Here is a 25,718-nt window from a genome sequence, read left to right as displayed (position 1 = left end):
GCGGAAGCAGGGGCTTCAGAGGTCGAGAATCCAGTTCTCGCCGACGAGATCGTGCCCGAAGCTGTGGTGCGCTTCCGCGCTGACCAGCCGGAAGCCCGCCTTGGCGTAGATGCCGCGCGCCGCGTGCAGGACATCGTTGGTCCATAGGGTTACCTGCCGGTAGCCGCGCTCCCGCGAGAAGCGGATTGCCTCGTCCACAAGGCGTTTGCCGACGCCGAGGCCGCGGGCCTTCGGCTCCACGTAGAGAAGCCGCAGCTTCGCGACCTCGTCCGATTGCCTGACGATGAAGATGGAGCCGAGAATGTCTCCGTCCCGCTCCGCGATCCAGCAGCGCTCCCGGTCCGGATCGAAGGACTTGATGAAGCCCGCGACGATTTCGGCCACGAGGGCCTCGAAGGTCTCGTCCCAGCCGTATTTCTGAAAGTAGAGTGCCCCGTGCCGATGGACGATCCAGCCCATGTCGCCCGGGCGATGCGGGCGCAGGGTGAGCGGAGCGTCGGTGTCCGTCAGACCGCCGAGCCGCTCCTCGATGAGGCGCATGGCCGCGACGATCCGCTCCTGGTCGTTCTCCGGGAGGGGCGTCAGGAGCGCGGCGATCTGCTCGCGGGACTGGCGGTCGAGAGGCGCGAAGGCCTCCCGTCCCATGTCGGTCAGGGTCAGGTGGTGCTGGCGCCCGTCGCTCGCGGAGCGCTCCCGCCGGACAAGGCCCTGCTCTTCGAAGCGCTTCAGGATGCGGCTGAGATAACCGGCATCGAGTTCGAGCTCTTGGCACAGTTCGCCCGAGGTCGGGCTCGGCCGGTGGGCCAGTTCGTAGAGGACCCGCGCCTCCGTGAGTGTGAAGGGACTGTCGAGCAGACCCTCCCGCAGCACGCCAAGCCGGCGGGTGTAGAAGCGGGTGAAACGGCGGAACGCGGCGACGCGATCCTCGGCCGGAACGGAATGCATCATGGCCGAACCTCCTTGAGAAGGAGGAGCTTGCGGCAAGTATTTGACTGAGTCAAATAATTTTCGAGATGCTCAATCGAGCCGCCACTCGATCGGAGCGAGACCCTTCGAGGCAAGCCAGGCATTGGCGCGACTGAAAGGCTTCGTCCCCCTGAAATCGCGCTGGCGATTGAGCGGGGAGGGATGGCCTGCCTCGATCAGCAGGTGCTTGTCCGCATCCACCAATGCGGCGCGCTCCCGCGCCTTGGCGCCCCAGAGCAGGAAGACCACGGCGCTCCGGCGCCGGGAGATGGCCGTAACCGCATCGTCCACGAGCGCCGACCAACCGAGCTTCAGATGTGCCCCCGCCTTGCCGGCCTCGACCGTGAGCGCCGTGTTGAGGAGGAGCACGCCCTGCTCGGCCCAGCGGGTCAGGTCTCCGCTTCGCGGCATGGGTACGCCGAGATCCTCCGCCATCTCGGCCAGGATCGTCCTGAGCGACGCCGGGAACCGGCGCGTTCCGGCATACGAGAAGGCGAGGCCGTGTGCGTCGCCGGGCGTGGGATAGGGGTCCTGGCCCAGGATGACGACCTTGACGCTCTCCAGGGGCGTGAGGAGGAGGCTGGCGAAGACCTTTTCGGGCGGCGGCAGCACATGGGCGCCTTTAGCGACGGCGTCGTCGATTTCGGCCGCGATGGCGTCGGCCCGCCTATTTGCGAAGAACGGCAGGGAAAGCCAGGAGGCGGCCCGCGGATCGGCGCGGAAGGCCGCAAGGGCTTCGCTGACGGGACCTGTCATCGGGCGGCATCCTCCATCCGGATTCGCGGGTAGCATTGCGGCAGGACGCTGTCGAGCATCCGGCTGTGACCAGGCGGACACCTGCCACAAGGAACGGCACCTGCGCTGCGCCGTTCATTCAGGCAGATCCTGCGAGAGGCCGCGCCCGTCTATCCCCCAGGCGTCCCGGCCCATGGAGATTCCCATGACGGACCACTCAGACCTGCCCCCGACCCACACCACCAAGCCCATGAGCCCACCGCCGCCCTCGAAGGAGCCGACAGTCGAGATGCTCAAGGGCGATATCAACAGCGGCCGGACCGGCGACAAGAACCCGGTCTACGACCCGGGGCTCGCCTCCCTCGGTGCGGACGACGAGGCTGCCGGGACGCCAGCCTCGCCCTTCCGGATCGCCCTGGCCCGCGCCCAGGAGAACCTCGTGCGCTGGTCGAATGGTGCGCGGGCCCTTGGCGCAGCCCATGACAAGCAGGACGGCTTCCCAACCCTGTTCGTCAGCTTTATCGTTGCAATCGGCGTCGTTCTCGTATTCGGCACCTGGTTCGCCAGAGGCGGCTGACAGCGAGCACATCGTTCGCCCCTTGCCGTGACCGGAAAGGGCCAATCGTGAGCCTTTCTGAAGCTTCTGTAAGCCCGGCCGCACATCCGCGCGTCGTGATTATAGGTGCGGGTTTCGGCGGTCTCGAGGCCGCAAAGGCGCTGCGCCATGTTCCGGTCGACGTTACCGTCATCGACCGTCACAACTACCATTGTTTCCAGCCGCTTCTCTATCAGGTGGCGACCGCGACCCTCTCGCCTTCGGACATTGCGTGGCCGATCCGAGGCATCCTGCGAAATCAGCGCAATGTGACGGTTCTCATGGCCGAGGTCACGGGCGTGAACACCGAGAAGCGCCTTGTCCATGCAGGGCCGGTCGCGGTTCCGTACGACTATCTTGTTCTCGCAACGGGCGCGACGCATTCCTATTTCGGACACGACGAGTGGGCCGACGCGGCCCCGGGGCTGAAGCAGATCGAGGATGCGACACGGATCCGGCGGCGGATCCTCCTCGCTTTCGAAAAGGCCGAGTTGACGCAGGACCCCACAGAGCACGAGCGTCTTCTGACCTTCGTGATCGTCGGCGGCGGCCCCACCGGGGTCGAGATGGCAGGAGCCATCGCCGAAGTGGCCTGCCAGACCTTGCCGTCCGAATTCCGAAACGTGGATCTGCGCCAATCCCGCATCCTCCTTCTCGAGGCAGGGCCGCGCCTGCTCGCAGCCTTTCCGGAGGATCTCTCGGCCTACGCGCAACGGGAGCTGGAGCGCCTCGGCGTCGAGGTCAGGACCGGGACGGCGGTCACACGGTGCGATTCGCATGGCGTTGAAACCAGCAGCGGGCGGATCGAAGCCGGTACCATCATCTGGGCCGCAGGTGTCGTCGCCTCACCGGCCGCGCGCTGGCTCGATGCGGAGCGGGACAAGGCCGGGCGCATCAAAGTGGCCTCCGACCTAACGATCCCCGGAAGACCAGAGATCTTCGCCATCGGCGACACGGCCGCGCCGGTCACGGCGGACGGCCGTCCCGTCCCGGGCATCGCGCCTGCCGCCAAACAAATGGGTGGCTACGTCGCGAGCGTCATCACGGCCCGGGTGTCCGGGCATACGGTCCCGGGGCCATTTCGATACCGCCATCAGGGAGACCTTGCCACGATCGGGCGCAAGGTCGCGGTCGTGAAGCTCAAACATGTGCAGTTGCGCGGTTTCGTCGGCTGGGTGTTCTGGGGGGTAGCCCACATTTATTTCCTGATCGGCATCCGAAACCGCTTCGTCGTCGCCTTCAACTGGCTCTGGAATTACTTCACGTTTCAGCGCGGTGCGCGCCTCATTACCGAGACCGGGCCAGCTGCTCAGGAGCAGGCCGCTCCCCAGTCCCAGGACGCGCCCGAAAGGGTCGGCTAGGGAATCGCCGACGGGGGCCGTCGACAGGTTGTTACTTCTGTGACACGTTTCGGGCGTAGGCTCCGTTCATCACCTGTGGACCCCATCCCATGCGAGGACATTCGACCATGCTCCCCAGCCGACCGCTGGCCGCCCTGCGTGCGGGCTTTCTTGGCTTATCCCTGCTCCTGTCGGGCACGGCCCTGGCCCAGGAGGCCGTGACGATCCGCTTCGTGCAGACCAACGACATCGACCGCATGAGCCCCGAGAAGGGCCGGGGCGGCTTCGCGAAGCTCGCGACGGTGATCAAGGAGGAACGGGCCAAGGGCAACGCCTTCTTCGTCCATTCCGGCGATACTCTCTCGCCCTCGCTGCTCTCCGGGTTCGATAAGGGCGCCCACATCATCGACATCCTCAACCGGATGGGCGTGGACGCCATGGTGCCGGGCAACCACGAATTCGACCTCGGGGCCGATGTGTTCCGGGCGCGCCTGGCGGAGGCCAAGTTCGATATCCTCGCCACCAACATCGTCGACGGCGAAGGCATGCCGGCCAATACCAAGGCCGACAAGATCGTCGATGTCCAGGGCGTCAAGGTCGGCTTCTTCGGCCTGACGACGGAAGACACCCCCATCGTGTCGAGCCCGGGCAACATCAAGTTCAAGTCCTCGATCAATACCGGCCGCGACAAGGTCAAGGATCTGCGTGCCAAGGGCGCCGACATCGTGGTGGCGGTGGTCCATACGCCTCTCGAGGTCGACATGCTGCTGGCGCGCTCGTCGGGCGCCGACGTGATCCTCAGCGGCCACGACGAGCACCTGCTCGCCTTCTATGACGGCAAGGTCGCGGTGACGGAATCCGAGTCGCAGGGCAACTACATCAACGTCGTCGAGCTCACGGTGAAGAAGACCGAGAAGGACGGCAAGACCACGGTGTCATGGACGCCGAATTTCCGGATCGTCGACAGCGCCACGGTCAAGCCCGATCCTGAGATCGAGGCCGTCGTGAAGGGCTACGAGGACAAGCTCTCCAAGGAGCTCGACGTGGAGATCGGCGTTACCGAGACGCCCCTCGACAGCCGGCGCGCCACCGTTCGCGGCGGCGAGGCTGCCATCGGCAACCTGGTGGCGGATGCCCTGCGGACATCGGTCGGGGCCGACGTGGCCATCACCAATGGCGGTGGGCTTCGGGCCGACAAGGAATATACCGCCGGGCAGAAGCTGACCCGCCGCGACATCCTGGCCGAAATGCCCTTCGGCAATACCACGGTCCTGCTCGAGATTACGGGCGACAAGATCAAGGCCGCGCTGGAAAACGGCGTCAGCCAGGTGCGCGAGCTCGGCGGGCGCTTCCCGCAGGTCTCCGGCATGGTCGTGGAGGTGGACATGAAGCAGCCGCCCGGCAGCCGCATCAAGTCCGTCACGGTCAATGGCCAGCCCCTTGACCCGGCCAAGACCTACAAGCTCGCGACCAACGACTTCATGGCCCGTGGCGGCGACGGCTACCGGGCCTTTACGGACGCGAAGCCCCTCATCGACGTCGCCGCGAGCCAGCTCATGGCCTCGCAGGTCATCGACTATGTCGCGAAGGCCGGCACGGTGGCGCCGAAGGTGGAAGGGCGTGTCGTCCTGCGCTGATCGAATCGAGCCGAGAATGGGCCGGAACTCCTGCGGTTCCGGCCCATTTTTTATGCTCTGACGTTTGGAAAAGGCAGGGGAGGCTGCTATGTCTCCCTTCCGCCGGTCTGTCCGTTTGTGCAGCCGGACCGAGCGGCTATCTTCCTCAATGGTCTGGAGCGATCCCTTCCTTGCAGAGAGTCACCCGTCCGGCGGTTTCAGTCCTGTCCCAGAAGCGGCGTCGCCGGTCACTTCTCCGCGGGCGGGTCACCCTGGCCATGGGGCTCATCGGGGTCGCGTTCATCGTCCTGACCTTTGCGTTCATCGCCTGGGAGCAGCGAAGCCGCCTGATCGAGCGGGACGAGGACGACATCCGGAACAGCGCCTTCTTCCTGGCCGACCACGCCGCGCGCCTGTTGGAGGTCACCGACGTCACCCTGCGCCAGACGGCCGCCCTCGTGGCGGACGAAAGCTGGTACACGATGGGACCGTCACGCTCCCTCTGGGAGCAGGTGCGCGCCATCAAGCAGGCTCTGCCCTATATCGAGGATATCTGGCTGAATGACGCGACCGGGAAGCTGCGCCTGACCTCGGCTGCCTTCCCGACGCCCGAGTCCAACGTGAGCGACCGGGATGCCTTCTGGGCTCAGGCCGAAGCCGACCAGGGCCTTTTCGTGGGAGAGCCCATCATCGGGCGCGTCACCGGCACATCAACCTTCATGGTCAGCCGCCGCCTGCAATATCCGAACGGCGCGTTCCGGGGGGTCGTGTCGGTCACCGTCTCGCGGGATTATTTCCGGAATTACTGGTCACGGTTGCGGCTGCCTGCCAAGGCCCAGGTCCACCTGATCCGCGCCACGGACGGCAAGATCATCTCGCAATATCCCGTCCCCCGCGACGGTGTGTCCTTTACGCCGGTCGACAAGACGGCGCTTGATCTGGCCATCGCGGCGAATCCGGAGGCGGGCCTTTATTTCGAGATGCTAGGGAACAGGGAATGGATCGGAGCCTACCATCGGGTCGATGAGCTTCCGCTCTATATCCGGGTCAGCATCCCGGCCAATGCCTATCGGGCTCCCTGGTTCGGCCAGGTCCGGATCTACGGCGCTTTCGCGCTCTTCGCGCTGCTCGCCCTCGTGGCGCTCATGGGGGTAGCCGCGCGCCAGTTCCGGGAGCAGGCCGCCAATGCGGCTCTTCTCGAGCGGGAGGTCGATCTGCGCACGGGCGAGCTGCGCACCGAGACCGCCGCGCTCGAAGTCCTGAACCGGACCGGCAGCATGCTGGCGGCCGAGCTCGATTCGGCAAAGATTGCCCAATACGTGATCGATGCCGGTGTGGAGCTGACGGGGGCGCAGCTCGGCGTCTTCTTCTATCGGGGCTCGAAGTGCCCCCGGGCGGCGAACGAGGATGGGGAAGCGGAACCGATGCCCCATGCGGTTTCCGGAGCGTTGAGGGAGGCTTTCCCGGATGCTGCGGCGCTCCAGCGCGCCCCGGCCCTTGCTTCCACCCTGGCGGACGGGAAGATGGTGCGCGTAAACGACATTGCGGCCGACGAGGCCCGTGGCGGCCTTGTGGCCGGCGCAGACAGGCCCGAAGGGCAGCCGGTCCTGCGCAGTTATCTTGCGGTGCCGGTGGTGTCCCGGTCCGGCGCCATCGAAGGGGCGCTCCTGTTCGGCCACGAGCAGCCGGGCATCTTCAGGGCCCGCGCGGAGCGTCTCGTGACGGGCCTTGCAGGCCAGGCGGCGATCGCCCTCGAGAGCAGCCACCTCTCCAGGGCGACGCAGCACGAGATCGAGGAGCGCAGGCGGATCCAGGCCCAGCAATCCCTGCTGATCCGCGAGCTGCACCATCGGGTCAAGAACACTCTCGCGACCGTGCAGGCCGTGGTCGGCGCGACCGCGCGCTCCACGTCCAGCATCGAGGATTTCTACGCGGCCTTCGTCGGCCGCATCATCTCGCTCGCCAATACCCACTCGCTCCTCACGGAAGCGGTGTGGCAGACGGCTTCCTTACGGGAGATCCTGGAGAAGGAGCTCAGCCCCTACAACGATACCGCCGGCGAGCGGATCGTGATCGAGGGCCCCCCGGTGGAGCTGCCCTCGGAGGCCGCGGTGCCCATCGGCATGGCGGTCCACGAGCTGACCACGAACGCGGCTAAATACGGGGCCCTGTCGATAGCCTCGGGCCGGGTCACCGTGCGCTGGGATTCCGCCGAGGAGCCTGAGGGCCTGCGCCTCAAGCTCACCTGGGCCGAGGAGGGCGGGCCGCCCGTGGTGCCTCCGAAGCGGCAGGGCTTCGGCTCGCGCCTGCTGCACCGGGTGCTCGCGACCCAGCTCAACGCCACCGTCCATATGGATTTCAGGCCGACGGGCCTGACCGTGTCCATCGACACTGTGCTGCGCCCCGGGGGCTTCCTCAACCCGCCCGACTAGAGGGCAGGCGATCCGGAAAGAAGCTCGGCCGGCGCGGCCAGTCGCCCCGTTGGCGGGCGGCCCCGAAGCGCCTATCTAGAACCCGTCTAACCCATTCAGAATTTCGAACAGGCGGAGCGGTCCTGCCGCAGCCGCCGAGGGGCTCCCGATGAACGAAACGGTCAAGCTTGCCGATCTCCGCCAGGGTGTGCGCCCGGTGGACCATCCGAGGGTCAGGACAGGCCGCATTGGCGTGCTGCTCCTCAACCTCGGCACGCCAGAGGGCACCAGCTATTGGCCGATGCGGCGCTACCTCAAAGAGTTCCTGTCCGATAGGCGTGTGATCGAGACGCCCCGGCTCCTGTGGTGGCCTATCCTCAACCTGATCATCCTCACGACCCGCCCGGGACGGAAAGGGCGCGACTACGCGACGATCTGGAATAACGAGCGCGACGAGGGCCCCCTCAAGACCATCACGCGCGCCCAGGCCGAGGACCTTGCCCGGCACCTCAAGGGCATCGCGGGCGACAAAGTCTCGGTCGATTGGGCGATGCGCTACGGCAAGCCCGAGATCCGCGAGCGCATTCAGGCCCTCCTCGACCAGGGTTGCGACCGCATTCTCCTTGTGCCGCTCTATCCGCAATATTCCGCCGCGACCTCGGCGACCGCCTGCGATCACGCCTTCCGGGCTCTGATGGAGATGCGCTGGCAGCCCACAATCCGGGTGTCCCCGCCCTATCACGACGACCCGGTCTATATCGACGCCGTCGTCTCCTCCATGAAACGGGACTTGGCCAAGCTGCCCTTCGAGCCGGAGGTCATTCTCGTCTCGTTCCACGGCGTACCGAAGGAATATCTGCTGAAGGGCGACCCCTATCACTGCCAATGCGTGAAGACCTGGCGCCTGATGCGGGAGGCCTTCGGCTGGCCGGAGGACAAGTTCCGCATGAGCTTCCAATCCCGCTTCGGCACGGCCGAGTGGCTGCAGCCCTATACGGACAAGACCGTGGAGGCGCTGGCTGAGAGCGGCGTCAAGCGCTTGGCCATCGTGGCGCCCGGCTTCTCGGCCGATTGCCTGGAGACCCTGGAGGAGCTCGACGGCGAGAACCGCGAGATCTTCATGCATCACGGCGGCGAGCAATTCGCCTACCTTCCCTGCCTCAACGACAGCGAGGACGGGATGCGGGTAATCCGCCATGTCGCAGAGCGGGAGCTGCAGGGCTGGCTCTGACGGATCGCTCCGGGAGCGGTTTCATCCATTGACGCCCGGCCCCGCACGATGCTCTCGGCGGGGCCGAGTTTCCTTTTCGGAAGGGGCTATCGTTCTTCAGTAACCTGAAGGTTACGCTACACTCATTCAAAGTTTTTCAAGAAAAAATTCACCCTTGTGGCCCATCTGTGGCGAGCCTGAATCTTTCGCGTCAGAACGGCGCGAGCCTCCACGGCGATGTGGCAGGCGACCGAAATGATATGCACGCCCTTCGATCTCTTTCCATCCGCGCCAAGCTGATCGGCGCTTTCTCGTTCCTTGTCCTGCTGCTCATCGCCCTCGGCCTCCTGGGGCTGCGCGGCCTCGGGCAAATGAATGCGCAGACGGCCGAGATCGCCGATAGCTGGCTGGTTTCGACGCAGCGGATCGGGGCGCTCAATGCCGATGTCCGCGAATTCCAGACCGTGGTGCTGCGGCACATGCTCGCCGACGGCGAGGAGGCGCAGGAGATCGAGGAGGGCCTCGCCTGGCGCATCAACAACATCATCGACGGGATCCAGTCCTACGAGAAGACGATCGTCCATCCTGAGGACAGGAAGCAGTTCGATGCGTTCAAGGCGCTCTGGAGCGAGTACGAGAAGGAGGCCAAGACGGTCCTCGACTATTCCCGCAACGGCGAGGTCGCGAAGGCCCGCGAGCACAATTCCATGAAGGCCGTCCCGGTCGCCGAGCAGATCGGCTCCGCGCTGATCCGGATGACGAAGTGGAACCGCGATGCCGCCGATGCGGCGCGCAAGCGGGCCGCCACCGTCTATCAGGACACGGAGAACCTGACCCTCGGCGTCCTTGCGGCCGGCACGCTCCTGGCCATTGTCCTGGCGGCGCTCCTGATCCGTTCGATTTCGCAGGGCATCGCGTCCGTCACCCGGCCCATGGGCCTTCTGGCGCAGGGCGACCTGACCGCGACCATTCCGTTCCGCGGCCAGAAGACCGAGCTCGGCACCATCGCGGATGCGGTCCAGGTGTTCAAGGATGCGCTGATCGCGAAGCGGGAGGCCGACGAGGCCGCCGCGCTGGAGGCGGATGCGAAGACGCGCCGCGCCCAGAGGCTCGACGAGCTGATGCGGCGCTTCGAGGCCAACGTGTCCGCCCTGACCGAGGGGCTGGCGGGCGCCGCGACCGAGATGGAGGTCACCGCGCAATCCATGACGGCCATCGCAGACCAGACCAACCACCAGTCCGTGAGCGTGGCCTCCGCGGCGCAGCAGACCTCCGCCAATGTGCAGACCGTCGCGGCCGCCACCGAGGAGATGTCGATCTCGATCCAGGAGATCGCCTCCCAGGTCAACCAATCCTCACAGATCGCCAACCAGGCGGTCGAGGGCGCGAAGCGCACCAATGCGACCGTTCAGGCGCTCGCCGAGACGGCCGAAAAGATCGGCAACGTGATCGCGCTGATCAACAACATCGCGGGTCAGACGAACCTGCTCGCGCTCAACGCCACCATCGAGGCGGCGCGGGCCGGCGAGGCGGGACGCGGCTTTGCGGTCGTGGCCTCCGAAGTGAAGGACCTGGCAAGCCAGACCGCCAAGGCCACGGAGGAAATCGGCGCCCAGATCGTCAGCGTTCAGCAGGCGACCCAGGACGTGGTCTCGGCGATTCACGAGATCGCCCAGACCATCACGGAGATGTCGCAGATCTCCACCGGCATCGCGGCCGCCATCGAGGAGCAGGGTGCCGCCACCCAGGAAATCTCCCGCAACGTGCAGGAGGCCGCCCGCGGCACCGAGCAGGTGACCGGCAGCATCGCGGGCGTGCAGGCCGGCGCAGGCGAGACGGGGGCCGCGGCCTCTCAGGTCCTCGGCGCCGCCCAGGAACTCGCGCGCCAGTCCGAGGGCCTCAGCCGCGAGGTGGCCGACTTCCTGTCCGACGTGAAGGCCGCCTGACGTAATGCGAAGCGCGGATCGGTAACGAGCCGCGCTCCTGCATAAAAAGACGCTTGTTCTCAACAACCTGGGCCGCCGGCGACGTTCGGCGGTCTAGGCGTTCGTGGCGGTTTGGGATAGGTTGAACGTCCTGCAACTCCGTTGCCTGGAGGTTCGGTTGGTGCTCAGCGGCTTCGACATTTTCGTGATCGCCCTCGTCTTCGTGGTCGTCGTGACGATCGCCATGGGGATCAGGACCGTTCCGCAGGGCTATGCCTATACGGTGGAGCGGTTCGGGCGCTATTCCCGCACCTTGAGCCCCGGCCTCGGCCTGATCGTGCCCTATATCGAGCAGGTCGGGAAGAAGGTGAACGTCATGGAGCAGGTGCTCGACGTTCCGAGCCAGGAGGCCTTCACGCGCGACAATGCGGGCGTCACCATCGACGCGGTCGCGTTCTTCCAGGTGCTCGATGCGGCGCGCGCCTCCTATGAGGTCTCGAACCTCAACCAGGCGCTCCTGATGCTCACCATGACCAATATCCGCACGGTCGTGGGCTCCATGGATCTTGACCAGCTCCTGTCCCACCGGGACGAGATCAACGAGCGGCTCCTGCGCGTCGTCGATGCGGCGGCCTCCCCCTGGGGCGCCAAGGTGACCCGGGTCGAGATCAAGGACATCGTTCCGCCCGCCGACCTTGCGGGCGCCATGGCCCGGCAGATGAAGGCGGAACGCGAGAAGCGCGCCGCCGTGCTCGAGGCGGAGGGCCTGCGCCAGGCGGAGATCCTGCGCGCCGAAGGCCAGAAACAGGCGCAGATCCTGGCCGCGGAAGGACGCAAGGAAGCGGCGTTCCGCGACGCGGAGGGCCGGGAGCGTCAGGCTGAGGCGGAGGCCAAGGCGACCTCCATGGTAAGCGATGCGATCACGGGCGGCGATCTTGCGGCCGCCAACTTCCTCGTGGCCGAGAAATACGTGGACGCCCTCCGGGCCATCGCAACGGCTCCCAACCAGAAGGTCGTGATCGTGCCCATCGAGGCGGCAGGCCTCGCCGGAACGCTCGGCGGCATCGCCGAGATCACGAAATCGGTCTTCGGCGACGGCGGCACGGCGAAGCCCGCGCGCAGCGTTCCCACGGTCATCGGGGCGGCGGAGCGTCCATGATCGCCGGCCTGCTCGCCAGCCTGGGGCCCTGGGCCTGGATTCTCCTCGGGCTCATCCTGGCCGTCATCGAGCTTCTGGCGCCGGGTGTCTTCTTCATCTGGCTGGCGCTCGCGGCCCTGGCGACCGGGGTGGTCGACGCGGTGTTCGGCCTGTCATGGCAGGCCGCATCCCTGCTCTTTGCCGTGCTCTGCGTCGTGATGGTGCTGGTCGGCCGGGCCGTCATGCGTCCGCTCCTCCAGCAGGATACGGGGGCGGATCATCTCAACCGGCGCGGGCAGTCCCTCGTCGGCCGCGTCTTCGTTCTGGAAACACCCATCAAGGACGGGGAGGGGCGCATCCGTGTGGACGATTCGTCCTGGCGCGTGACGGGCGCCGACCGCTTCGCCGGCGCGAAAGTGCGCGTCGTCCGGGTCGAGGGCTCGACCCTTGTTGTGGATGATCCTTAAGGTACCGAACGCAAAGGCGGGAAATGGTTTTGCGTTCGGTACTTAACAAGCACAAACTTGAGGGATCGGGCCTGGGTTCGGTCTCACGCCCGGCGCTTCAGGCCGCTCCGGCGCGCAGCAGGTCGAGATAGTGCACGAGGCCGACCGGGCGGCTGTTCTCGACCACGATCAGGGCGGTGATTTTTGAGCTTTCCTGGATCTCCAGGGCCGAGGCCAGGAGTTCGTCGGGCGCGATGGTGCGCGGCGTCCGGGTCATGACGGCCGTGACCGGAAGCGTGCCGAGGTCTGGCTTCAGGTTCCGCCGCAGGTCCCCGTCCGTGACGATGCCCGCAAGCGTGCCGTCCGGATGGACCACGATGACGGACCCGAAGCCCTTGCGGCCGATCTCCTCGATGGCCTCGTCCATGCGGGCCTCGATGCCGACGATCGGCAGGCGCTCGTTCTTGTGCATGACGTCGCGGACGAGCTTGAGCCGCGCGCCGAGCTTGCCGCCCGGGTGGTAGACCCGGAAATGCTCCGCCGTGAAGCCCCGCTTTTCCAGAAGCGCCACCGCAAGCGCATCGCCCAGGGCGAGCTGCATGGTCGTGGAGGTGGTGGGCGCCAGTCCGTTGGGACAGGCCTCCTGGGCCTTCGGCAGGGTCAGGCAAAGGCTGGCCGCATGGCCGAGGGTCGAGGCGGCGTTGGACGTGAGCGCGATCAGCGGCACCCGGAAGCGCTTCGCGTAGCCGATGATGTCGGCGAGTTCGGCGGTCTCGCCCGACCAGGACAGGGCGATGATCACGTCCTCCGGCTGCACCATGCCGAGATCCCCGTGGCTCGCCTCGGCGGGATGCACGTAATGGGCCGGGGTGCCGGTCGACGCGAGGGTCGCGACGATCTTGCGGGCGATGTGCCCCGATTTGCCGATCCCGGTCACGATAACCCGGCCGCGGGAGGACGCGATGGTCTCGACCGCGGCCGTGAACACGGCGCCCAGGCCATTGTCGAGGGCGTCCATCAGGGCGGTCAGGCCGTCCCGCTCGGTGCCGAGGGTGCGCAGGGCCGAGGCCACGGCCTGGTCCGGGGAGGAGGGAAGGGGGTGTGCCGATGTCATGGCCGCCCCTCTAGCATGGAGTGGCGGCGGGGCAAAACCCCGCGCCCCGCTTACTTTTGGCGCAGCAGCGCCTCCAGCTCCCGGCGGAAATCCGGCCCCAAATCGTCCCGCTCGAGCGCATAGGCCACATTCGCCATGAGGAAGCCGATCTTGGACCCGGTGTCGTAGGTCCTGCCCTCGTACTTCATGCCGAAGAAGGGCTGGTCCTTCATGAGGCGGATCATCGAATCGGTGAGCTGGATCTCGTTGCCGGCGCCGCGCTCCTGGTTGGAGAGCAGGTCGAAGATCTCGGGCTGGAGGATGTAGCGGCCGGAAATGATGTAGTTGGAGGGGGCGGTGCCCTTCGGCGGCTTTTCGACCATGCCGGTGATCTCGAAGGTCTGGCCGAATTCCTGCCCCACCGAGACGATGCCGTACTGGTGGGTCTGGTCGTGCGGCACTTCCTCCACGGCGATGATGTTGCCGCCGTGCTTCTCGTAGGCGCCGATCATCTGGGACATGGAGCCGCGGCTGAGCATATCCGGGAGGATCACCGCGAAGGGCTCGTCGCCCACGATCTCACGGGCGCACCAGACCGCATGGCCGAGGCCCAGGGGCTCCTGCTGGCGGGTGAAGCTCGTGCGGCCGGCCGCAAACTGGTCTTTGGCGAGGGCCTCCAGCTCCTTGGTCTTCTGGCGGCTCTCCAGGGTCTGGTTCAGCTCGTAGGCGATGTCGAAATGATCTTCGATCACGGCCTTGTTACGGCCGGTCACGAAGACGAAGTGCTCGATGCCGGCCGCGCGGGCATCGTCAACCACGTGCTGCACGACGGGGCGATCCACCACGCAGAGCATTTCCTTCGGAACGGCCTTGGTGGCCGGCAGGAAACGGGTGCCGAGACCGGCGACGGGCAGGACGGCTTTACGGATACGCTTCATGGAGTGAGCCATTGGGCAAGAGACGACCTTAGGGAGGAACGGGTAAGGAGAACTGTCAAGGTTCGACCATCCTATAACGCCCGAATGAAGGTCTTGTTGCAGCCGGGCGCCTTCCTTTTGGACGGGCGGACATGAATTGCGGCTGAAGCGCCAAGGTTAAGGGGCCGCGTCCGGGCTCCCAAATGGAGCGGAACGCCGCAGAAATTGCCTCTATCAACCAGCTTTTAACCTTCATAAGGTCGCATGGCGGGATCCTGCATCCGTCCTGACCGTGAGTGACCCCTATGCAGAAGCCGATTCGACTCGCGCGCCACCTCTTTGGCGGTGTGCTCCTTCTGGGCCTTGCCCTGACCTGCGGGCGCGGGGCCGTGATTCCGCCGGCGCAGGCCCAGGCGCGCGGAAATTTCCAGGCCTTCGTCCAGGATCTCTGGCCCGAGGCCAAGGCCCGCGGCGTGTCCCGCGCCACCTTCGAGGCGGCCTTCCGCGGGGTCGAGCCCGATTCGAAGATCATCGCCCTGACCCGGAAGCAATCCGAGTTCGTCCGGCCGATCTGGGACTATGTGGAAGGCTCCGTGTCCGCGCAGCGCCTGGAGCGGGGGCGGAAGATGGCGGCCGAATGGTCGCGCACCCTCGACATGGTCGAGCGCACCTATGGGGTGCCCCGCTCGGTCGTTCTCGGCGTCTGGGGCATGGAGACCAATTTCGGCAGCTTCACGGGCTCCATCTACGTGATCCGGGCCCTGTCGACCCTGGCCTATACCCGCTACAGGGGCGACTTCTTCAAGGAGGAGCTCCTGACGGCGCTCCAGATCCTGGAGAACGACCATATCGACCGGGACAAGATGCTGGGCTCCTGGGCTGGCGCCATGGGTCAGACCCAGTTCATGCCCTCGAGCTTCATGAAGTTCGCCGTGGACGGCAACCGGGACGGGGTCCGCGACATCTGGACCTCGGTGCCCGATGCGCTCGCCTCCACGGCCAATTACCTGCGCCAGCAGGGCTGGCAGCCGGGGCTGCCCTGGGGCTTCGAGGTGAAGCTGCCGAAAGGATTCGACTTCCGCAACCTGCGGCAGGGATTCGCAAGCTGGGATGCCCTGGGCGTGCGCCGGGCGGACGGGAAGGCTTTCCCGCGTTCGGGGGAGGCGACCCTTTTCCTGCCGGGCGGGGCGAGCGGCCCCAGCTTCCTGGTCACGGACAATTACGACGTGATCAAATCCTATAATTCCTCCGACTCTTACGCGATGGGCGTCGCCCATCTCGGGGACCGGGTCATGGGCGGGCAGGCGATCCAGGCCGCGTGGCCGAAGGACCGGCCGCTCCTCGACAAGGACCAGCGCGAAGAGCTGCAGAAGCATCTGGCCGGCCTCGGTTTCTACGATGGGGATGCGGACGGCAAGCTCGGGTCCAAGACCCGGGTAGCGGTGCGGAACTTCCAGCTGCGGCGAGGCTTGATTCCGGACGGCTACGCCGACCTCGCGCTCCTGCGAGAATTGCGCGCGGCCCGCTGACGGGGCGCCGGCGCGGCTCTATAAAGGAGCCGGTCCGGGCCCGATGGAACCGCTGATGCATTTGAGAACCGTGCTTCGCCTGCTGATGATGGCCCTGCCGCTCCTCTTCACCGGCAGCCTTTCGGCCTGGGCGCAGCCCGTCTACCCGCAATATCCCCCCTACGGCGCTCCTCCCCCGCCGGGCCGGCGGGACCTGCGCGCCTATCCGCCCGGCTATTATCCCGGCAAACTCGTCCAGCCGGCTCCCCAGCAGGGCTTCAGCCTGCGGAGGCTCTTCGGCGTGCAGGACGAGCCTCCGCCCCAAGCCCGCAAGCCCGTGGCGCGGCCGCGCCGGGCCGCTCCGCCACCCGTCGCCACAACGCGTCAGGAGAAGCCGAAGACCAATGCGGCCACGCAGGTCGTCGTCTTCGGGGATGCCTTTGCGGGTTTCGCCGGTCAGGGCATCGCCGATCTCTATGCCGATTCCGACGACGTCGCCGTGGTGCGAAAGACGAAGGAGGAGGGCGGTCTCCTGCGCTCGGAAAGCGAGGACTGGCCCGCCTATATCCGGGAGGTCCTGGACGGCGGCCAGAAGGCCAGCCTCGCGGTCGTCATGATCGGCGCGAAGGACCGGGTTTCGGTCAAGGACCAGGGCGGCGAGCACGAGCCCCTTTCGCCCGCCTGGCGTGAATCGTACCGCCAGCACGTGGATGCAGTGTTGCATGTCTTCCGCGAGCGCGGGATTCCCGTGGTCTGGATCGGTCTGCCGCCCATGAAGAGCGAGGCGGTTTCCGAGGATCTCCTCGCCATGAACGAGATCTTCCGCGAGAGCGTCCAGCGCAATGGCGGGGCCTATGTGGACATCTGGCCCGGCTTCGTGGACGAAGACAATCGCTATACCGTCACCGGGCCCGACGTGGACGGCCAGCCGGCCAAGCTCAGGACGAATGACGGGGGCCTCTTCACCAAGGCCGGTGCCCGCAAGCTCGCCCATTTCGCCGATGCGGAGATCAAGCGCATCATCGCGGCGGGGCAGGCCGGTGCAGCGAGCGCGGCCCTGCCGCAGCCCGTGGAGGGCACGCCTGGCGCGACGCAGACCGATTCCATCGAGGCCGCTCTTCCGGCTCTGCCGGAGGCGGCAGGGCCCGTATCCCTCCCCTCCAAGCCCCTGATCGGCCCCGTGCTGCCCCTGAATCGGCCGGAAGTGACCCCGAGCGGCACGCTGATCTCCACCCAGCCGAAGCTCAACGGAGATCAGGCCTACCCAATCCAGCGCGCCCTGCGGAACGGCATCGCGCCCAGTTCGAGGCCGGGCCGGGCCGACGATTTCCGCTGGCCGCCGACCTGAGGCGGGTGCGGGCAGGGCCTGCCGTTAGCGCGGCAGGTTGCTCGCCCCCATCAGGTGCTCGTCGATAGCGCGGGCGGCCTGACGGCCTTCACGGATTGCCCAGACCACCAGGGACTGGCCGCGGCGCATGTCGCCGGCCACGAAGACCTTGTCGCTCGAGGTCCTGTAGTCCTCGTCGTTGGCGACCACGTTGCCGCGCCGGTCGAGGGCGACGCCCGATTCCTCCAGGAGACCCTTCTTCACCGAACCCGCAAAGCCGATGGCGAGGAAGACGAGGTCGGCCTTGAGGGTGAACTCGCTGCCCGGGATCGGCTGGCGCTTCTCGTCCACACGGGCGCATTGCACACCCACGACCCGGCCCTTCTTGCCCTCGATTCCGAGCGTCGCCGCCTGAAATTCGCGCTCGGCGCCCTCGGCTTGGCTCGAAGAGGTGCGCATCTTCGTCGGCCAGTAGGGCCACACGGTCAGCTTGTCCTCCCGCTCCGGCGGCTTGGGGCGAATGTCGAGTTGAGTCACCGAAAGCGCGCCCTGGCGGAAGGCAGTGCCGACGCAGTCGGAGGCCGTGTCGCCGCCGCCGATCACCACCACGTGCTTGCCGGCCGCCAGGATCGGTTCACCGGCGACCTCTTCCTGCCCCAAGCGCTTGTTGGACTGGGTGAGGTAAGGCATCGCGAAATGCACGCCCGAGAGGTCCTGGCCCGGCAGGCCAGGATCGCGCGGGTCCTCCGCGCCGCCCGCGAAGAGCACGGCGTCGTACTCGTTGTGGAGAGACGCGAAGTTCTTGTCCACGCCGACATTCACGCCGCAATGGAAGATGACGCCCTCGGCCTCCATTTGCTTCACGCGACGGTCGATGTGGTACTTCTCCATCTTGAAGTCCGGAATGCCGTAGCGCAGCAGGCCGCCGGGCTTCGCCTCGCGCTCGTAGACATGGACCTCGTGGCCCGCACGGGCGAGCTGCTGCGCAGCCGCCAGGCCGGCGGGGCCGGAACCGATGATCGCCACGCGCTTGCCCGTGGAGGTCTCGACGATCTCGGGCTTGATCCAGCCCATCTCCCAGGCTTTGTCGGCGATGGCCTGCTCGATGGTCTTGATGGTGACCGGCTGGTTCTCGAGGTTGAGCGTGCAGGCTTCCTCACAGGGCGCCGGGCAGATGCGGCCCGTGAATTCCGGGAAGTTGTTGGTGGAGTGCAGGTTGCGTGCCGCCGCCTCCCAGTCGTCGGACCAGACGAGATCGTTCCAGTCGGGAATCTGATTGTGCACCGGGCAGCCCGTCGGCCCGTGGCAGAACGGGATGCCGCAATCCATGCAGCGCCCCGCCTGCTTTTTCAGGTCGTTGTCGTCGAGCGGCAGCGTGAATTCGCGGAAATGGCGCACGCGTTCGCCGGCGAGCTGGTACTTCTGCTCCTGGCGGTCGTATTCGAGAAAGCCTGTGACCTTGCCCATTGGAATTGCCCCTGATCCTTATTCCGCCGCCTGCAAGGTACGCAGCCGATCCATTTCCTGAAGCGCGCGGCGATACTCGACCGGCATCACCTTCACGAACTTCGTCCGGTAGGTCGCCCAGTTGTCGAGGATGTCCTTGGCGCGCGCCGATCCCGTATAGGTGTGGTGGTTGGTGATGAGCTGCATGAGCCGCTCCTCGTCCGAGCCCGACATGTTGGCGAGGATGTCGATGCGCCCCTTGGTCTCCAGGTCGCCGCCGTGATGCAGCACGCGGCGCATCAGCTCCTCTTCCTCCTCGACGGGTTCGAGATCGACCATGGAGAGGTTGCAGCGCTTGGCGAAGCTGCCGTCCTCGTCAAGCACGTAGGCGATGCCGCCCGACATGCCGGCCGCGAAGTTGCGGCCGGTCTGGCCGAGCACGACCACGAGGCCGCCGGTCATGTATTCGCAGCCGTGGTCGCCCGTGCCTTCCACCACCGCGATGGCGCCGGAATTGCGCACCGCAAAGCGCTCGCCCGCGACGCCGCGGAAATAGGCCTCGCCCGCGATGGCGCCGTACATCACCGTGTTGCCGACGATGATGGAGCGCTCCGGCACCGCCTTCGAGCCCGTGGCCGGCCGGATGATGAGCTTGCCGCCCGACAGGCCTTTGCCGACATAGTCGTTGGCCTCGCCTTCCAGCGCGAGAGTCACGCCGGCTGCGAGCCACGCGCCGAAGCTCTGGCCTGCCGTGCCTTTCAGCTTCACGGTGATCGTGTCGTCGGGCAGACCCTCATGACCGTAGCGCTTGGCGACCTCGCCGGAGAGCATGGCGCCCACCGCGCGGTCGGCGCTGCGCACAGCCTCCTCGATGACCACCGGCTCGCCCTTCTCGAGGGCCGGCCCGGCCTTCGCCAGGAAGGCGCGGTCGAGCACATTGGCGATCGGGTGGACCTGGCGTTCGGTGTGGTGAATCGCGACGTCCGGGCCGACCTCCGGCTTGTGGAAGAGCCTTGAGAAATCGAGACCCTTCGCCTTCCAGTGGTCGATGGCGGCCTTCTTGTCGAGGAGGTCGGACAGGCCGATCATCTCGTTGAGGGTGCGGAAGCCCATCTCGGCCATCAGCTCGCGCACTTCCTCGGCGACGAAGAAGAAGTAGTTGATCACGTGCTCCGGCAAACCCTTGAACCGCTTGCGCAGAACAGGATCCTGCGTCGCGACGCCGACAGGGCAGGTGTTGAGGTGGCACTTGCGCATCATGATGCAGCCGGCCGCGATCAGCGGTGCGGTCGAGAAGCCGTATTCGTCGGCGCCGAGAAGCGCCGCGATGATGACGTCCCGGCCCGTGCGCAGGCCGCCGTCGGCCTGGAGCGCCACGCGTCCACGCAGGCGGTTTAGCACCAGGGTCTGCTGCGTCTCCGCAAGGCCGATCTCCCAGGGCGAGCCCGCATGCTTGAGGGACGTGAGCGGAGATGCGCCCGTGCCGCCCTCGAAGCCCGAGACGGTGATGTGGTCGGCCCGTGCCTTGGCGACGCCCGCCGCCACCGTGCCGACGCCGACCTCCGAGACGAGCTTCACGGAGACATCCGCCGACGGGTTGACGTTCTTCAAATCGAAGATGAGCTGCGCCAGATCCTCGATGGAATAGATGTCGTGGTGCGGCGGCGGCGAGATGAGGCCGACGCCCGGCGTGGAGTGGCGCACGCGGGCGATCTTCGCGTCGACCTTGTGGCCCGGAAGCTGGCCGCCCTCGCCGGGCTTCGCGCCCTGAGCCACCTTGATCTGCATCATGTCGGCATTGACGAGGTATTCGGTCGTCACGCCGAAGCGGCCGGAGGCCACCTGCTTGATGGCCGAGCGTTTGGAGCGCCCATCGGGGAGGGGCCGGAAGCGCTCCGGCTCCTCGCCGCCCTCGCCGGTATTGGACTTGCCGCCGATGGTGTTCATGGCGAGCGCCAGGGTCTCGTGCGCCTCCTTGGAGATCGAGCCGAACGACATGGCACCGGTGGAGAAGCGCTTCACGATCTCGTGCGCGGGCTCCACCTCTTCGAGCGGAACGGATGGGCGTCCGGCCTCCTCGGCGAGCTTGATGCGGAAGAGGCCGCGGATGGTCTTGAGGCTGGTCTCCTGCTCGTTCACGAGCCGGGCGAACTCACGATAGCGGTCCTGCGCGTTGAGGCGCACCGCATGCTGGAGCGTCGCCACCGTGTCGGGGTTCCAGGCGTGTTCCTCGCCGCGGATGCGGTAGGCATATTCGCCGCCCACGTCGAGCATGTTGCGGTAGACCGGCGCATCGCCGAAGGCATCACGGTGGCGCTGCACGTTCTCGGTCGCCACCTCGTCCATGCCGATGCCCTCGATCATGGTGGCGGTGCCGAAGAAGTCCCGGTTCACGAATTCGGACTTCAGGCCGACCGCGTCGAAGATCTGCGCGCCGCAATAGGACTGGTAAGTGGAGATGCCCATCTTGGACATGACCTTGAGCAGGCCCTTGCCGATGGACTTGATGTAGCGCTTGACCGCTTCCTCCTCGTCCACCTCGCCCGGCAGCTCACCCTCCCGGTGCATGGCCATGATGGTCTCGAAGGCGAGATACGGGTTGATCGCCTCGGCGCCGTATCCGGCAAGGCACGCGAAGTGATGAATCTCGCGCGGCTCGCCCGATTCCACCACGAGGCCGACGGAGGTGCGCAGGCCCTTGCGGATCAGGTAGTTGTGGACCGCCGCGGTGGCGAGGAGCGCCGGGATCGGGATGCGGTCCGGCCCCACCATGCGGTCGGACAGGATGATGATGTTGTAGCCGCCGTGCACGGCCGCCTCTGCGCGGTCGCAGAGCCGGTCGAGGGCGCCGTCGAGCGCCGCCGCGCCGAGCTCTGCCGGATAGGTGATGTCCAGCGTCTTGGTGTCGAAGCGGTCCTCGAAATGGCCGATGCAGCGGATCTTCTCCAAATCCTCGTTGGTGAGGATCGGCTGGCGGACTTCCAGGCGCTTGCGGCGAGATGTGCCTTCGAGATCGAGAATGTTCGGGCGCGGGCCGATGAACGACACGAGGCTCATGACGAGCTCCTCGCGGATCGGATCGATCGGCGGGTTCGTCACCTGGGCGAAGTTCTGCTTGAAGTAGGTGTAGAGGAGCTTCGGCTTGCTGGAGAGCGCCGAGATCGGCGTGTCCGATCCCATGGAGCCTACCGCCTCCTGGCCCGTGACGGCCATGGGCTGCATGAGAAGCTTCAGGTCTTCCTGCGTGTAGCCGAAGGCCTGCTGGCGGTCGAGGAGCGACACGTCGGTGCGGGATTCCCGCGCCTGCACGGGCTTCAGGTCCTCCAGCACGATCTGCGTGCGCTTCAGCCAATCCTTGTAGGGATGCGCCTGCGAGAGCTGCTGCTTGATCTCGTCGTCGGAGACGATGCGGCCCTCTTCCAGGTCGATGAGCAGCATCTTGCCCGGTTGCAGGCGCCACTTCTCGACGATCTTCTCCTCCGGAATCGGCAGCACGCCCATCTCGGAGGCGAGCACCACGAGGCCGTCATCGGTCACGAGATAGCGGGCAGGGCGCAGGCCGTTGCGGTCGAGGGTCGCGCCGATCTGCTTGCCGTCCGTGAAGCACACGGCGGCTGGGCCATCCCACGGCTCCATGAGAGCGGCGTGGTATTCGTAGAAGGCGCGCCGGTCCTCGTCCATGAGCGGGTTGCCGGCCCAGGCCTCGGGGATCAGCATCATCATGGCGTGCGCCAGCGAATAGCCGCCGCGCACCAGGAATTCGAGGGCATTGTCGAAGCAGGCGGTGTCGGACTGGCCTTCGTAGGAGATCGGCCAGAGCTTCGAGATGTCGTTGCCGAAGAGCTCTTCGGAATCGACCGAGGCCTGGCGGGCCGCCATCCAGTTCACGTTGCCGCGCAGGGTGTTGATCTCGCCGTTATGGGCGACCATGCGGTACGGGTGGGCGAGCTGCCAGGTCGGGAAGGTGTTGGTGGCGAAGCGCTGGTGCACGAGCGCGATGGCGCTCTCGAAGCGCGGATCCTGGAGATCGCGATAGTAGTTCCCGAGCTGGGTCACCAGCACCATGCCCTTGTAGACGATGGTGCGCGACGACAGGGAGACCGGGTAATAGCCGGCCGTGCGCGGGTCCTTCATGTCGTAGACCGCGTTGGAGATCACCTTGCGGGCCAGGAACAGGCGCCGCTCGAAGGTCTCCGGGTCGTCCATTCCCTTGCCCTTGCCGACGAAGATCTGCCGGTGGACGGGCTCGGACGCCTTGATGCTCTCGCCGAGATCGCTGGAATCGACCGGCACGTCGCGCCAGCCCAGAACCTGCAGGCCCTCGTCGGTGATCGCCTTGGTGACGATCTCCTCCACGAGCTTCAGGCCGTCCGGGTCGCGGGGCATGAACAGGTGACCGACGCCGTAGGCGCCTGCCTCCGGCAGCCAGATGCCGAGCTTGGCGCATTCGGCCGCGAAGAACCGGTGCGGAACCTGGACCAGGATGCCGCAGCCGTCCCCGGTCTTCGGATCGGCGCCGACCGCACCGCGATGGTCGAGGTTGTGAAGGATCTGAAGGCCCTGCTCGACGATGGTGTGGGACTTGCGGTTCTTCATGTCGGCGATGAAGCCGACGCCGCAGGAATCCTTCTCGTTCGCCGGATCGTAGAGGCCCTGGCGGGCCGGGAAGGCGGGGTCCGTAGCCGTGCGGGTCGTATCCGTCGTGGCGGCCGTGCGGCTCGGGACGTCGGTCGGCAGGCTCTTCATCGGCACGTCGGTCATTCCAGATCCTCGCATCCAGGCGAACGGGTCATATCGAGTGTTCGGGGCGGCTTTTGGGACCGCCGGATGTCAGTGAAGATCCGGAGCCCGCCGCTTCTAGCGTTTCTTGGAGGGGTGGGTTCCTGGAGGGAGCCCGTTCCTCGCGGGCTGCCTTGGGCCTGTCTTCAGCCCAGAGTCGCCCGTTCCGCCCACGTTTTGGGGGCGGTTGTTGTGGCATCTCGTTTCGTTCGCGGGGTGCGAAGCATCAAGAAAACCTCAGGGACGAAGGGGAGCGCGAACGCTCCAGATGGGACAGTATCGCTGTCCTAATACAGGCAAGGTGCCAGAACTCGACGCACCGCACAAGAGGGTTTGGAAAAGTTTTAGACAAAAGTTTCAAGCAGGCCCTTCGGCGTGTAACAAAGGCATGGTTTCGGGGCGGGCCGACGAAAGGCTTCTCCGAAGGGTCAATGACCTTGACATGATCCTCAGGCTGGCGAGGCTGCGCGTCGCAAGGAGAACGAGTCATGAATTTCGTGAGCGACAACATCGTGGGCGCCAGCGCCCCGGTGATGGAGGCCCTCGCCCGGGCCAATGCAGGAACGATGCCGGCTTACGGGGCGGACGAGATCACCCGGCGGATCAAGGCACGCTTCGCCGAGATCTTCGAGCGGGAGGTCTCGATCATCCTGGTGACGACGGGCACGGCCTCGAACGCGCTCGCCCTGTCCTCGGCCGTGCCGCCCTGGGGGCTGTGTGTGTGCCACCGGGAGGCGCATGTGATCGACGACGAGTGCGGCGCGCCGGAATTCTATATGCATGGCGCGAAGCTCATCGGGCTTCCGGGGGAGGGGGCCAAGCTCTCGGCCGATACGGTCCGGGCCTATCTCGACGGCCTGCCGAGGGCCGCGAAGCAGATGCCGCCGAAAGCGCTCTCGATCGCTCAGGCGACGGAATGCGGCACCGTCTACCGGCCGGACGAGATCGCGCATCTCAGCGCCGTGTGCCGCGACCACGGCATGGCGCTTCACATGGACGGGGCCCGCTTTGTCAACGCGCTCGTATCGCTTGGCTGCACGCCCGCCGAGATGACCTGGAAGCAGGGGGTCGACATCCTGTCCTTCGGCGCGACCAAGAACGGCTGCCTCATGGCCGAGGCCGTGGTGGTGTTCCGGCCGGACCTGGCGGAGGCGCTCGAACACCGGACCAAGCGCGCGGGGCAGATCATCTCGAAGGGGCGCTTCATTTCGGCGCAGCTGGAGGGCTATTTCGCCGGGGATCACTGGCTGGACAATGCGCGCCATGCCAACCGGATGGCCGGGCTCCTTGCCGAGGGGCTGACACGGCTTCCGGGCATCCGCCTCGCCTGGCCGGCGGAGGCGAACGAGGTCTTCCCGATCCTGCCCCAAACAGCCGCCGATGCCCTGAGGGCCGCCGGCGCCGCCTTCATGGGCTGGACCGAGGCGAGCCTGCCCGAGGGCGAAAAGGTTGGGCCGGACGAGGCCCTGATCCGCCTTGTGGTGTCCTATGCGACGCCCGAGGAGGAGGTGCGCCGTTTCCTGGATGCGGCCCGGGCGGCTTTGTCCCGGCAGGCGGCGGAATAGGAGGCCTCGCCCTAACCCTGCCGCATTCTCCGACAATCTGTCCCCCCGAGACCAATGACGGGGTGCCTCCAACCCCGGCGGGGCTCAAAGGACCAGGCCTGAACAATAAGAAACGAAAAGCATTGCGCCCCGGATGGCCGGGGCGCATTTTTTGTGCGGTCTCTGCGAGAGCGCCGAAGTTACGCGGCCTGCCGGGCCTCGATGGTGCGGGAAGCGCCGTTGGTGCCGATCGGGATCAGCTTCGGCTTCTTGGCCTCCGGGATCTCTCGGACGAGGTCCACATGGAGCAGGCCGTTCTCGAGGGCCGCGCCGACCACTTGGACGCCGTCGGCGAGCTGGAAGCGCCGCTCGAACGTGCGCGCCGCAATGCCCTGGTAGAGGACATCGGTCTTGCGCTCGTCGGAGTTCTTCTTCTCACCGCGGATCGAGAGGGAGTTCTCCTTCACCTCGATGGTGAGGTCCTGGTCGGTGAAGCCGGCCACCGCGACCGAGATGCGGTAGGCGTTCTCGCCGGTGCGCTCGATATTGTAGGGCGGGTAGCTGGGGGCCGCATCGACGCCGACGAACTGGTCGAGCATCGAGAAAAGACGGTCGAAGCCGACCGTGTTGCGGTACAGGGGGCAAGATCAAACTGTCGCATAGGCACATTCTCCACGTGAAGCAACATGCGGTTTTCGATCCACCGTAAGAGGCTGGATCTT

General features: G+C 66.4%; 17 protein-coding genes and 1 pseudogene. 11 read left to right on the top strand and 7 right to left on the bottom strand.

The features are described 5' to 3' along the window. Window positions 1-15: 15 nt before the first annotated feature. Together C4E04_RS17565 and ung are read right to left on the bottom strand one after the other, a co-directional pair. On the bottom strand, window positions 16-948 hold the full coding sequence (locus C4E04_RS17565) for a helix-turn-helix domain-containing GNAT family N-acetyltransferase (RefSeq protein ID WP_109599489.1): 933 nt from the start codon (window positions 946-948) through the stop codon (window positions 16-18). Window positions 949-1,017: 69 nt separating this feature from the next. After that, complete coding sequence (ung, locus tag C4E04_RS17560; protein WP_109599487.1) at window positions 1,018-1,722, bottom strand: uracil-DNA glycosylase; 705 nt, start codon at window positions 1,720-1,722, stop codon at window positions 1,018-1,020. Window positions 1,723-1,906: 184 nt separating this feature from the next. On the opposite strand from ung, the gene C4E04_RS17555 reads away from it, so the two are divergent. The 8 genes from C4E04_RS17555 to C4E04_RS17520 all read left to right on the top strand — a co-directional run bounded on the left by C4E04_RS17555 (window position 1,907) and on the right by C4E04_RS17520 (window position 12,403). Beyond that, complete coding sequence (locus C4E04_RS17555; protein ID WP_109599484.1) at window positions 1,907-2,278, top strand: hypothetical protein; 372 nt, start codon at window positions 1,907-1,909, stop codon at window positions 2,276-2,278. 47 nt (window positions 2,279-2,325) lie between these two features. Then, window positions 2,326-3,657: an NAD(P)/FAD-dependent oxidoreductase gene (locus C4E04_RS17550; protein WP_174219292.1), complete on the top strand. Its 1,332-nt coding sequence runs from the start codon at window positions 2,326-2,328 to the stop codon at window positions 3,655-3,657. Window positions 3,658-3,764: 107 nt separating this feature from the next. Beyond that, window positions 3,765-5,273, top strand: coding sequence for a bifunctional UDP-sugar hydrolase/5'-nucleotidase (locus C4E04_RS17545; RefSeq protein ID WP_245416142.1), 1,509 nt, complete (start codon window positions 3,765-3,767; stop codon window positions 5,271-5,273). A gap of 170 nt (window positions 5,274-5,443) precedes the next feature. Then, the gene (locus C4E04_RS17540; protein WP_109599480.1) at window positions 5,444-7,684 is read left to right on the top strand and encodes an HWE histidine kinase domain-containing protein; all 2,241 of its coding nucleotides are present in this window, start codon (window positions 5,444-5,446) and stop codon (window positions 7,682-7,684) included. 148 nt (window positions 7,685-7,832) lie between these two features. Beyond that, on the top strand, window positions 7,833-8,894 hold the full coding sequence (gene hemH, locus C4E04_RS17535; RefSeq protein WP_109599478.1) for a ferrochelatase: 1,062 nt from the start codon (window positions 7,833-7,835) through the stop codon (window positions 8,892-8,894). A gap of 239 nt (window positions 8,895-9,133) precedes the next feature. Then, window positions 9,134-10,819: a methyl-accepting chemotaxis protein gene (locus tag C4E04_RS17530; protein ID WP_162559448.1), complete on the top strand. Its 1,686-nt coding sequence runs from the start codon at window positions 9,134-9,136 to the stop codon at window positions 10,817-10,819. Between the two features lie 223 nt (window positions 10,820-11,042). Next, window positions 11,043-11,957, top strand: coding sequence for an SPFH domain-containing protein (locus tag C4E04_RS17525; protein WP_109601256.1), 915 nt, complete (start codon window positions 11,043-11,045; stop codon window positions 11,955-11,957). Next, the gene (locus C4E04_RS17520; RefSeq protein ID WP_109599474.1) at window positions 11,954-12,403 is read left to right on the top strand and encodes an NfeD family protein; all 450 of its coding nucleotides are present in this window, start codon (window positions 11,954-11,956) and stop codon (window positions 12,401-12,403) included. The genes C4E04_RS17525 and C4E04_RS17520 overlap by 4 nt, the downstream gene beginning before the upstream one ends. Window positions 12,404-12,500: 97 nt before the next feature. Here C4E04_RS17520 and C4E04_RS17515 read toward each other — a convergent pair whose 3' ends face one another. After that, window positions 12,501-13,496 carry an SIS domain-containing protein gene (locus C4E04_RS17515; RefSeq protein ID WP_109599472.1) on the bottom strand — a complete coding sequence of 332 codons (996 nt, stop codon included), beginning with the start codon at window positions 13,494-13,496 and terminating at the stop codon, window positions 12,501-12,503. A 50-nt stretch (window positions 13,497-13,546) separates the two neighbouring features. Next, entirely contained in the window at window positions 13,547-14,413 is an 867-nt protein-coding gene (locus tag C4E04_RS17510; protein WP_109599470.1) for a UTP--glucose-1-phosphate uridylyltransferase, read from the bottom strand. 284 nt (window positions 14,414-14,697) lie between these two features. On the opposite strand from C4E04_RS17510, the gene C4E04_RS17505 reads away from it, so the two are divergent. Together C4E04_RS17505 and C4E04_RS17500 are read left to right on the top strand one after the other, a co-directional pair. Beyond that, window positions 14,698-15,921 (top strand): lytic murein transglycosylase, encoded by a 1,224-nt coding sequence (locus C4E04_RS17505; protein WP_109599468.1) that lies wholly within the window; start codon window positions 14,698-14,700, stop codon window positions 15,919-15,921. 55 nt (window positions 15,922-15,976) lie between these two features. After that, window positions 15,977-17,248, top strand: a complete 1,272-nt coding sequence (locus tag C4E04_RS17500; RefSeq protein ID WP_162559447.1) for a DUF459 domain-containing protein — start codon at window positions 15,977-15,979, stop codon at window positions 17,246-17,248. Between the two features lie 24 nt (window positions 17,249-17,272). Here C4E04_RS17500 and C4E04_RS17495 read toward each other — a convergent pair whose 3' ends face one another. Further along, window positions 17,273-18,694, bottom strand: coding sequence for a glutamate synthase subunit beta (locus tag C4E04_RS17495; RefSeq protein ID WP_109599464.1), 1,422 nt, complete (start codon window positions 18,692-18,694; stop codon window positions 17,273-17,275). A gap of 18 nt (window positions 18,695-18,712) precedes the next feature. After that, window positions 18,713-23,449 carry a glutamate synthase large subunit gene (gene gltB, locus C4E04_RS17490; RefSeq protein ID WP_371682008.1) on the bottom strand — a complete coding sequence of 1,579 codons (4,737 nt, stop codon included), beginning with the start codon at window positions 23,447-23,449 and terminating at the stop codon, window positions 18,713-18,715. Between the two features lie 491 nt (window positions 23,450-23,940). Here gltB and C4E04_RS17485 point away from each other — a divergent pair, with 491 nt between their 5' ends. Beyond that, window positions 23,941-25,017, top strand: a complete 1,077-nt coding sequence (locus tag C4E04_RS17485; RefSeq protein WP_109599460.1) for a low specificity L-threonine aldolase — start codon at window positions 23,941-23,943, stop codon at window positions 25,015-25,017. A 179-nt stretch (window positions 25,018-25,196) separates the two neighbouring features. On the opposite strand, the pseudogene C4E04_RS17480 reads toward C4E04_RS17485, so the two are convergent. Continuing rightward, window positions 25,197-25,657 (bottom strand): annotated as a pseudogene (locus C4E04_RS17480) (Hsp20 family protein). Between the last annotated feature and the right edge of the window lie 61 nt (window positions 25,658-25,718).

Source organism: Microvirga sp. 17 mud 1-3 (assembly GCF_003151255.1).
In the GTDB taxonomy this organism is placed as follows: Bacteria; Pseudomonadota; Alphaproteobacteria; order Rhizobiales; family Beijerinckiaceae; genus Microvirga.
Note: the sequence above shows the minus strand (reverse complement) of the source record. Positions and strands in the feature narration are given on the sequence as shown.

Bases quoted from the DNA above. Each gene is read 5' to 3' on its own strand.
- C4E04_RS17565 (WP_109599489.1), bottom strand. From the start codon at position 948: ATGATGCATTCCGTTCCGGCCGAGGATCGCGTCGCCGCGTTCCGCCGT.
- C4E04_RS17510 (WP_109599470.1), bottom strand. From the start codon at position 14,413: ATGAAGCGTATCCGTAAAGCCGTCCTGCCCGTCGCCGGTCTCGGCACC.
- hemH (WP_109599478.1), top strand. From the start codon at position 7,833: ATGAACGAAACGGTCAAGCTTGCCGATCTCCGCCAGGGTGTGCGCCCG.
- C4E04_RS17495 (WP_109599464.1), bottom strand. From the start codon at position 18,694: ATGGGCAAGGTCACAGGCTTTCTCGAATACGACCGCCAGGAGCAGAAG.
- C4E04_RS17555 (WP_109599484.1), top strand. From the start codon at position 1,907: ATGACGGACCACTCAGACCTGCCCCCGACCCACACCACCAAGCCCATG.
- gltB (WP_371682008.1), bottom strand. From the start codon at position 23,449: ATGCGAGGATCTGGAATGACCGACGTGCCGATGAAGAGCCTGCCGACC.
- C4E04_RS17530 (WP_162559448.1), top strand. From the start codon at position 9,134: ATGCACGCCCTTCGATCTCTTTCCATCCGCGCCAAGCTGATCGGCGCT.
- C4E04_RS17545 (WP_245416142.1), top strand. From the start codon at position 3,765: ATGCTCCCCAGCCGACCGCTGGCCGCCCTGCGTGCGGGCTTTCTTGGC.
- C4E04_RS17515 (WP_109599472.1), bottom strand. From the start codon at position 13,496: ATGACATCGGCACACCCCCTTCCCTCCTCCCCGGACCAGGCCGTGGCC.
- C4E04_RS17485 (WP_109599460.1), top strand. From the start codon at position 23,941: ATGAATTTCGTGAGCGACAACATCGTGGGCGCCAGCGCCCCGGTGATG.
- C4E04_RS17525 (WP_109601256.1), top strand. From the start codon at position 11,043: ATGGGGATCAGGACCGTTCCGCAGGGCTATGCCTATACGGTGGAGCGG.
- C4E04_RS17500 (WP_162559447.1), top strand. From the start codon at position 15,977: ATGCATTTGAGAACCGTGCTTCGCCTGCTGATGATGGCCCTGCCGCTC.
- ung (WP_109599487.1), bottom strand. From the start codon at position 1,722: ATGACAGGTCCCGTCAGCGAAGCCCTTGCGGCCTTCCGCGCCGATCCG.
- C4E04_RS17505 (WP_109599468.1), top strand. From the start codon at position 14,698: ATGCAGAAGCCGATTCGACTCGCGCGCCACCTCTTTGGCGGTGTGCTC.
- C4E04_RS17520 (WP_109599474.1), top strand. From the start codon at position 11,954: ATGATCGCCGGCCTGCTCGCCAGCCTGGGGCCCTGGGCCTGGATTCTC.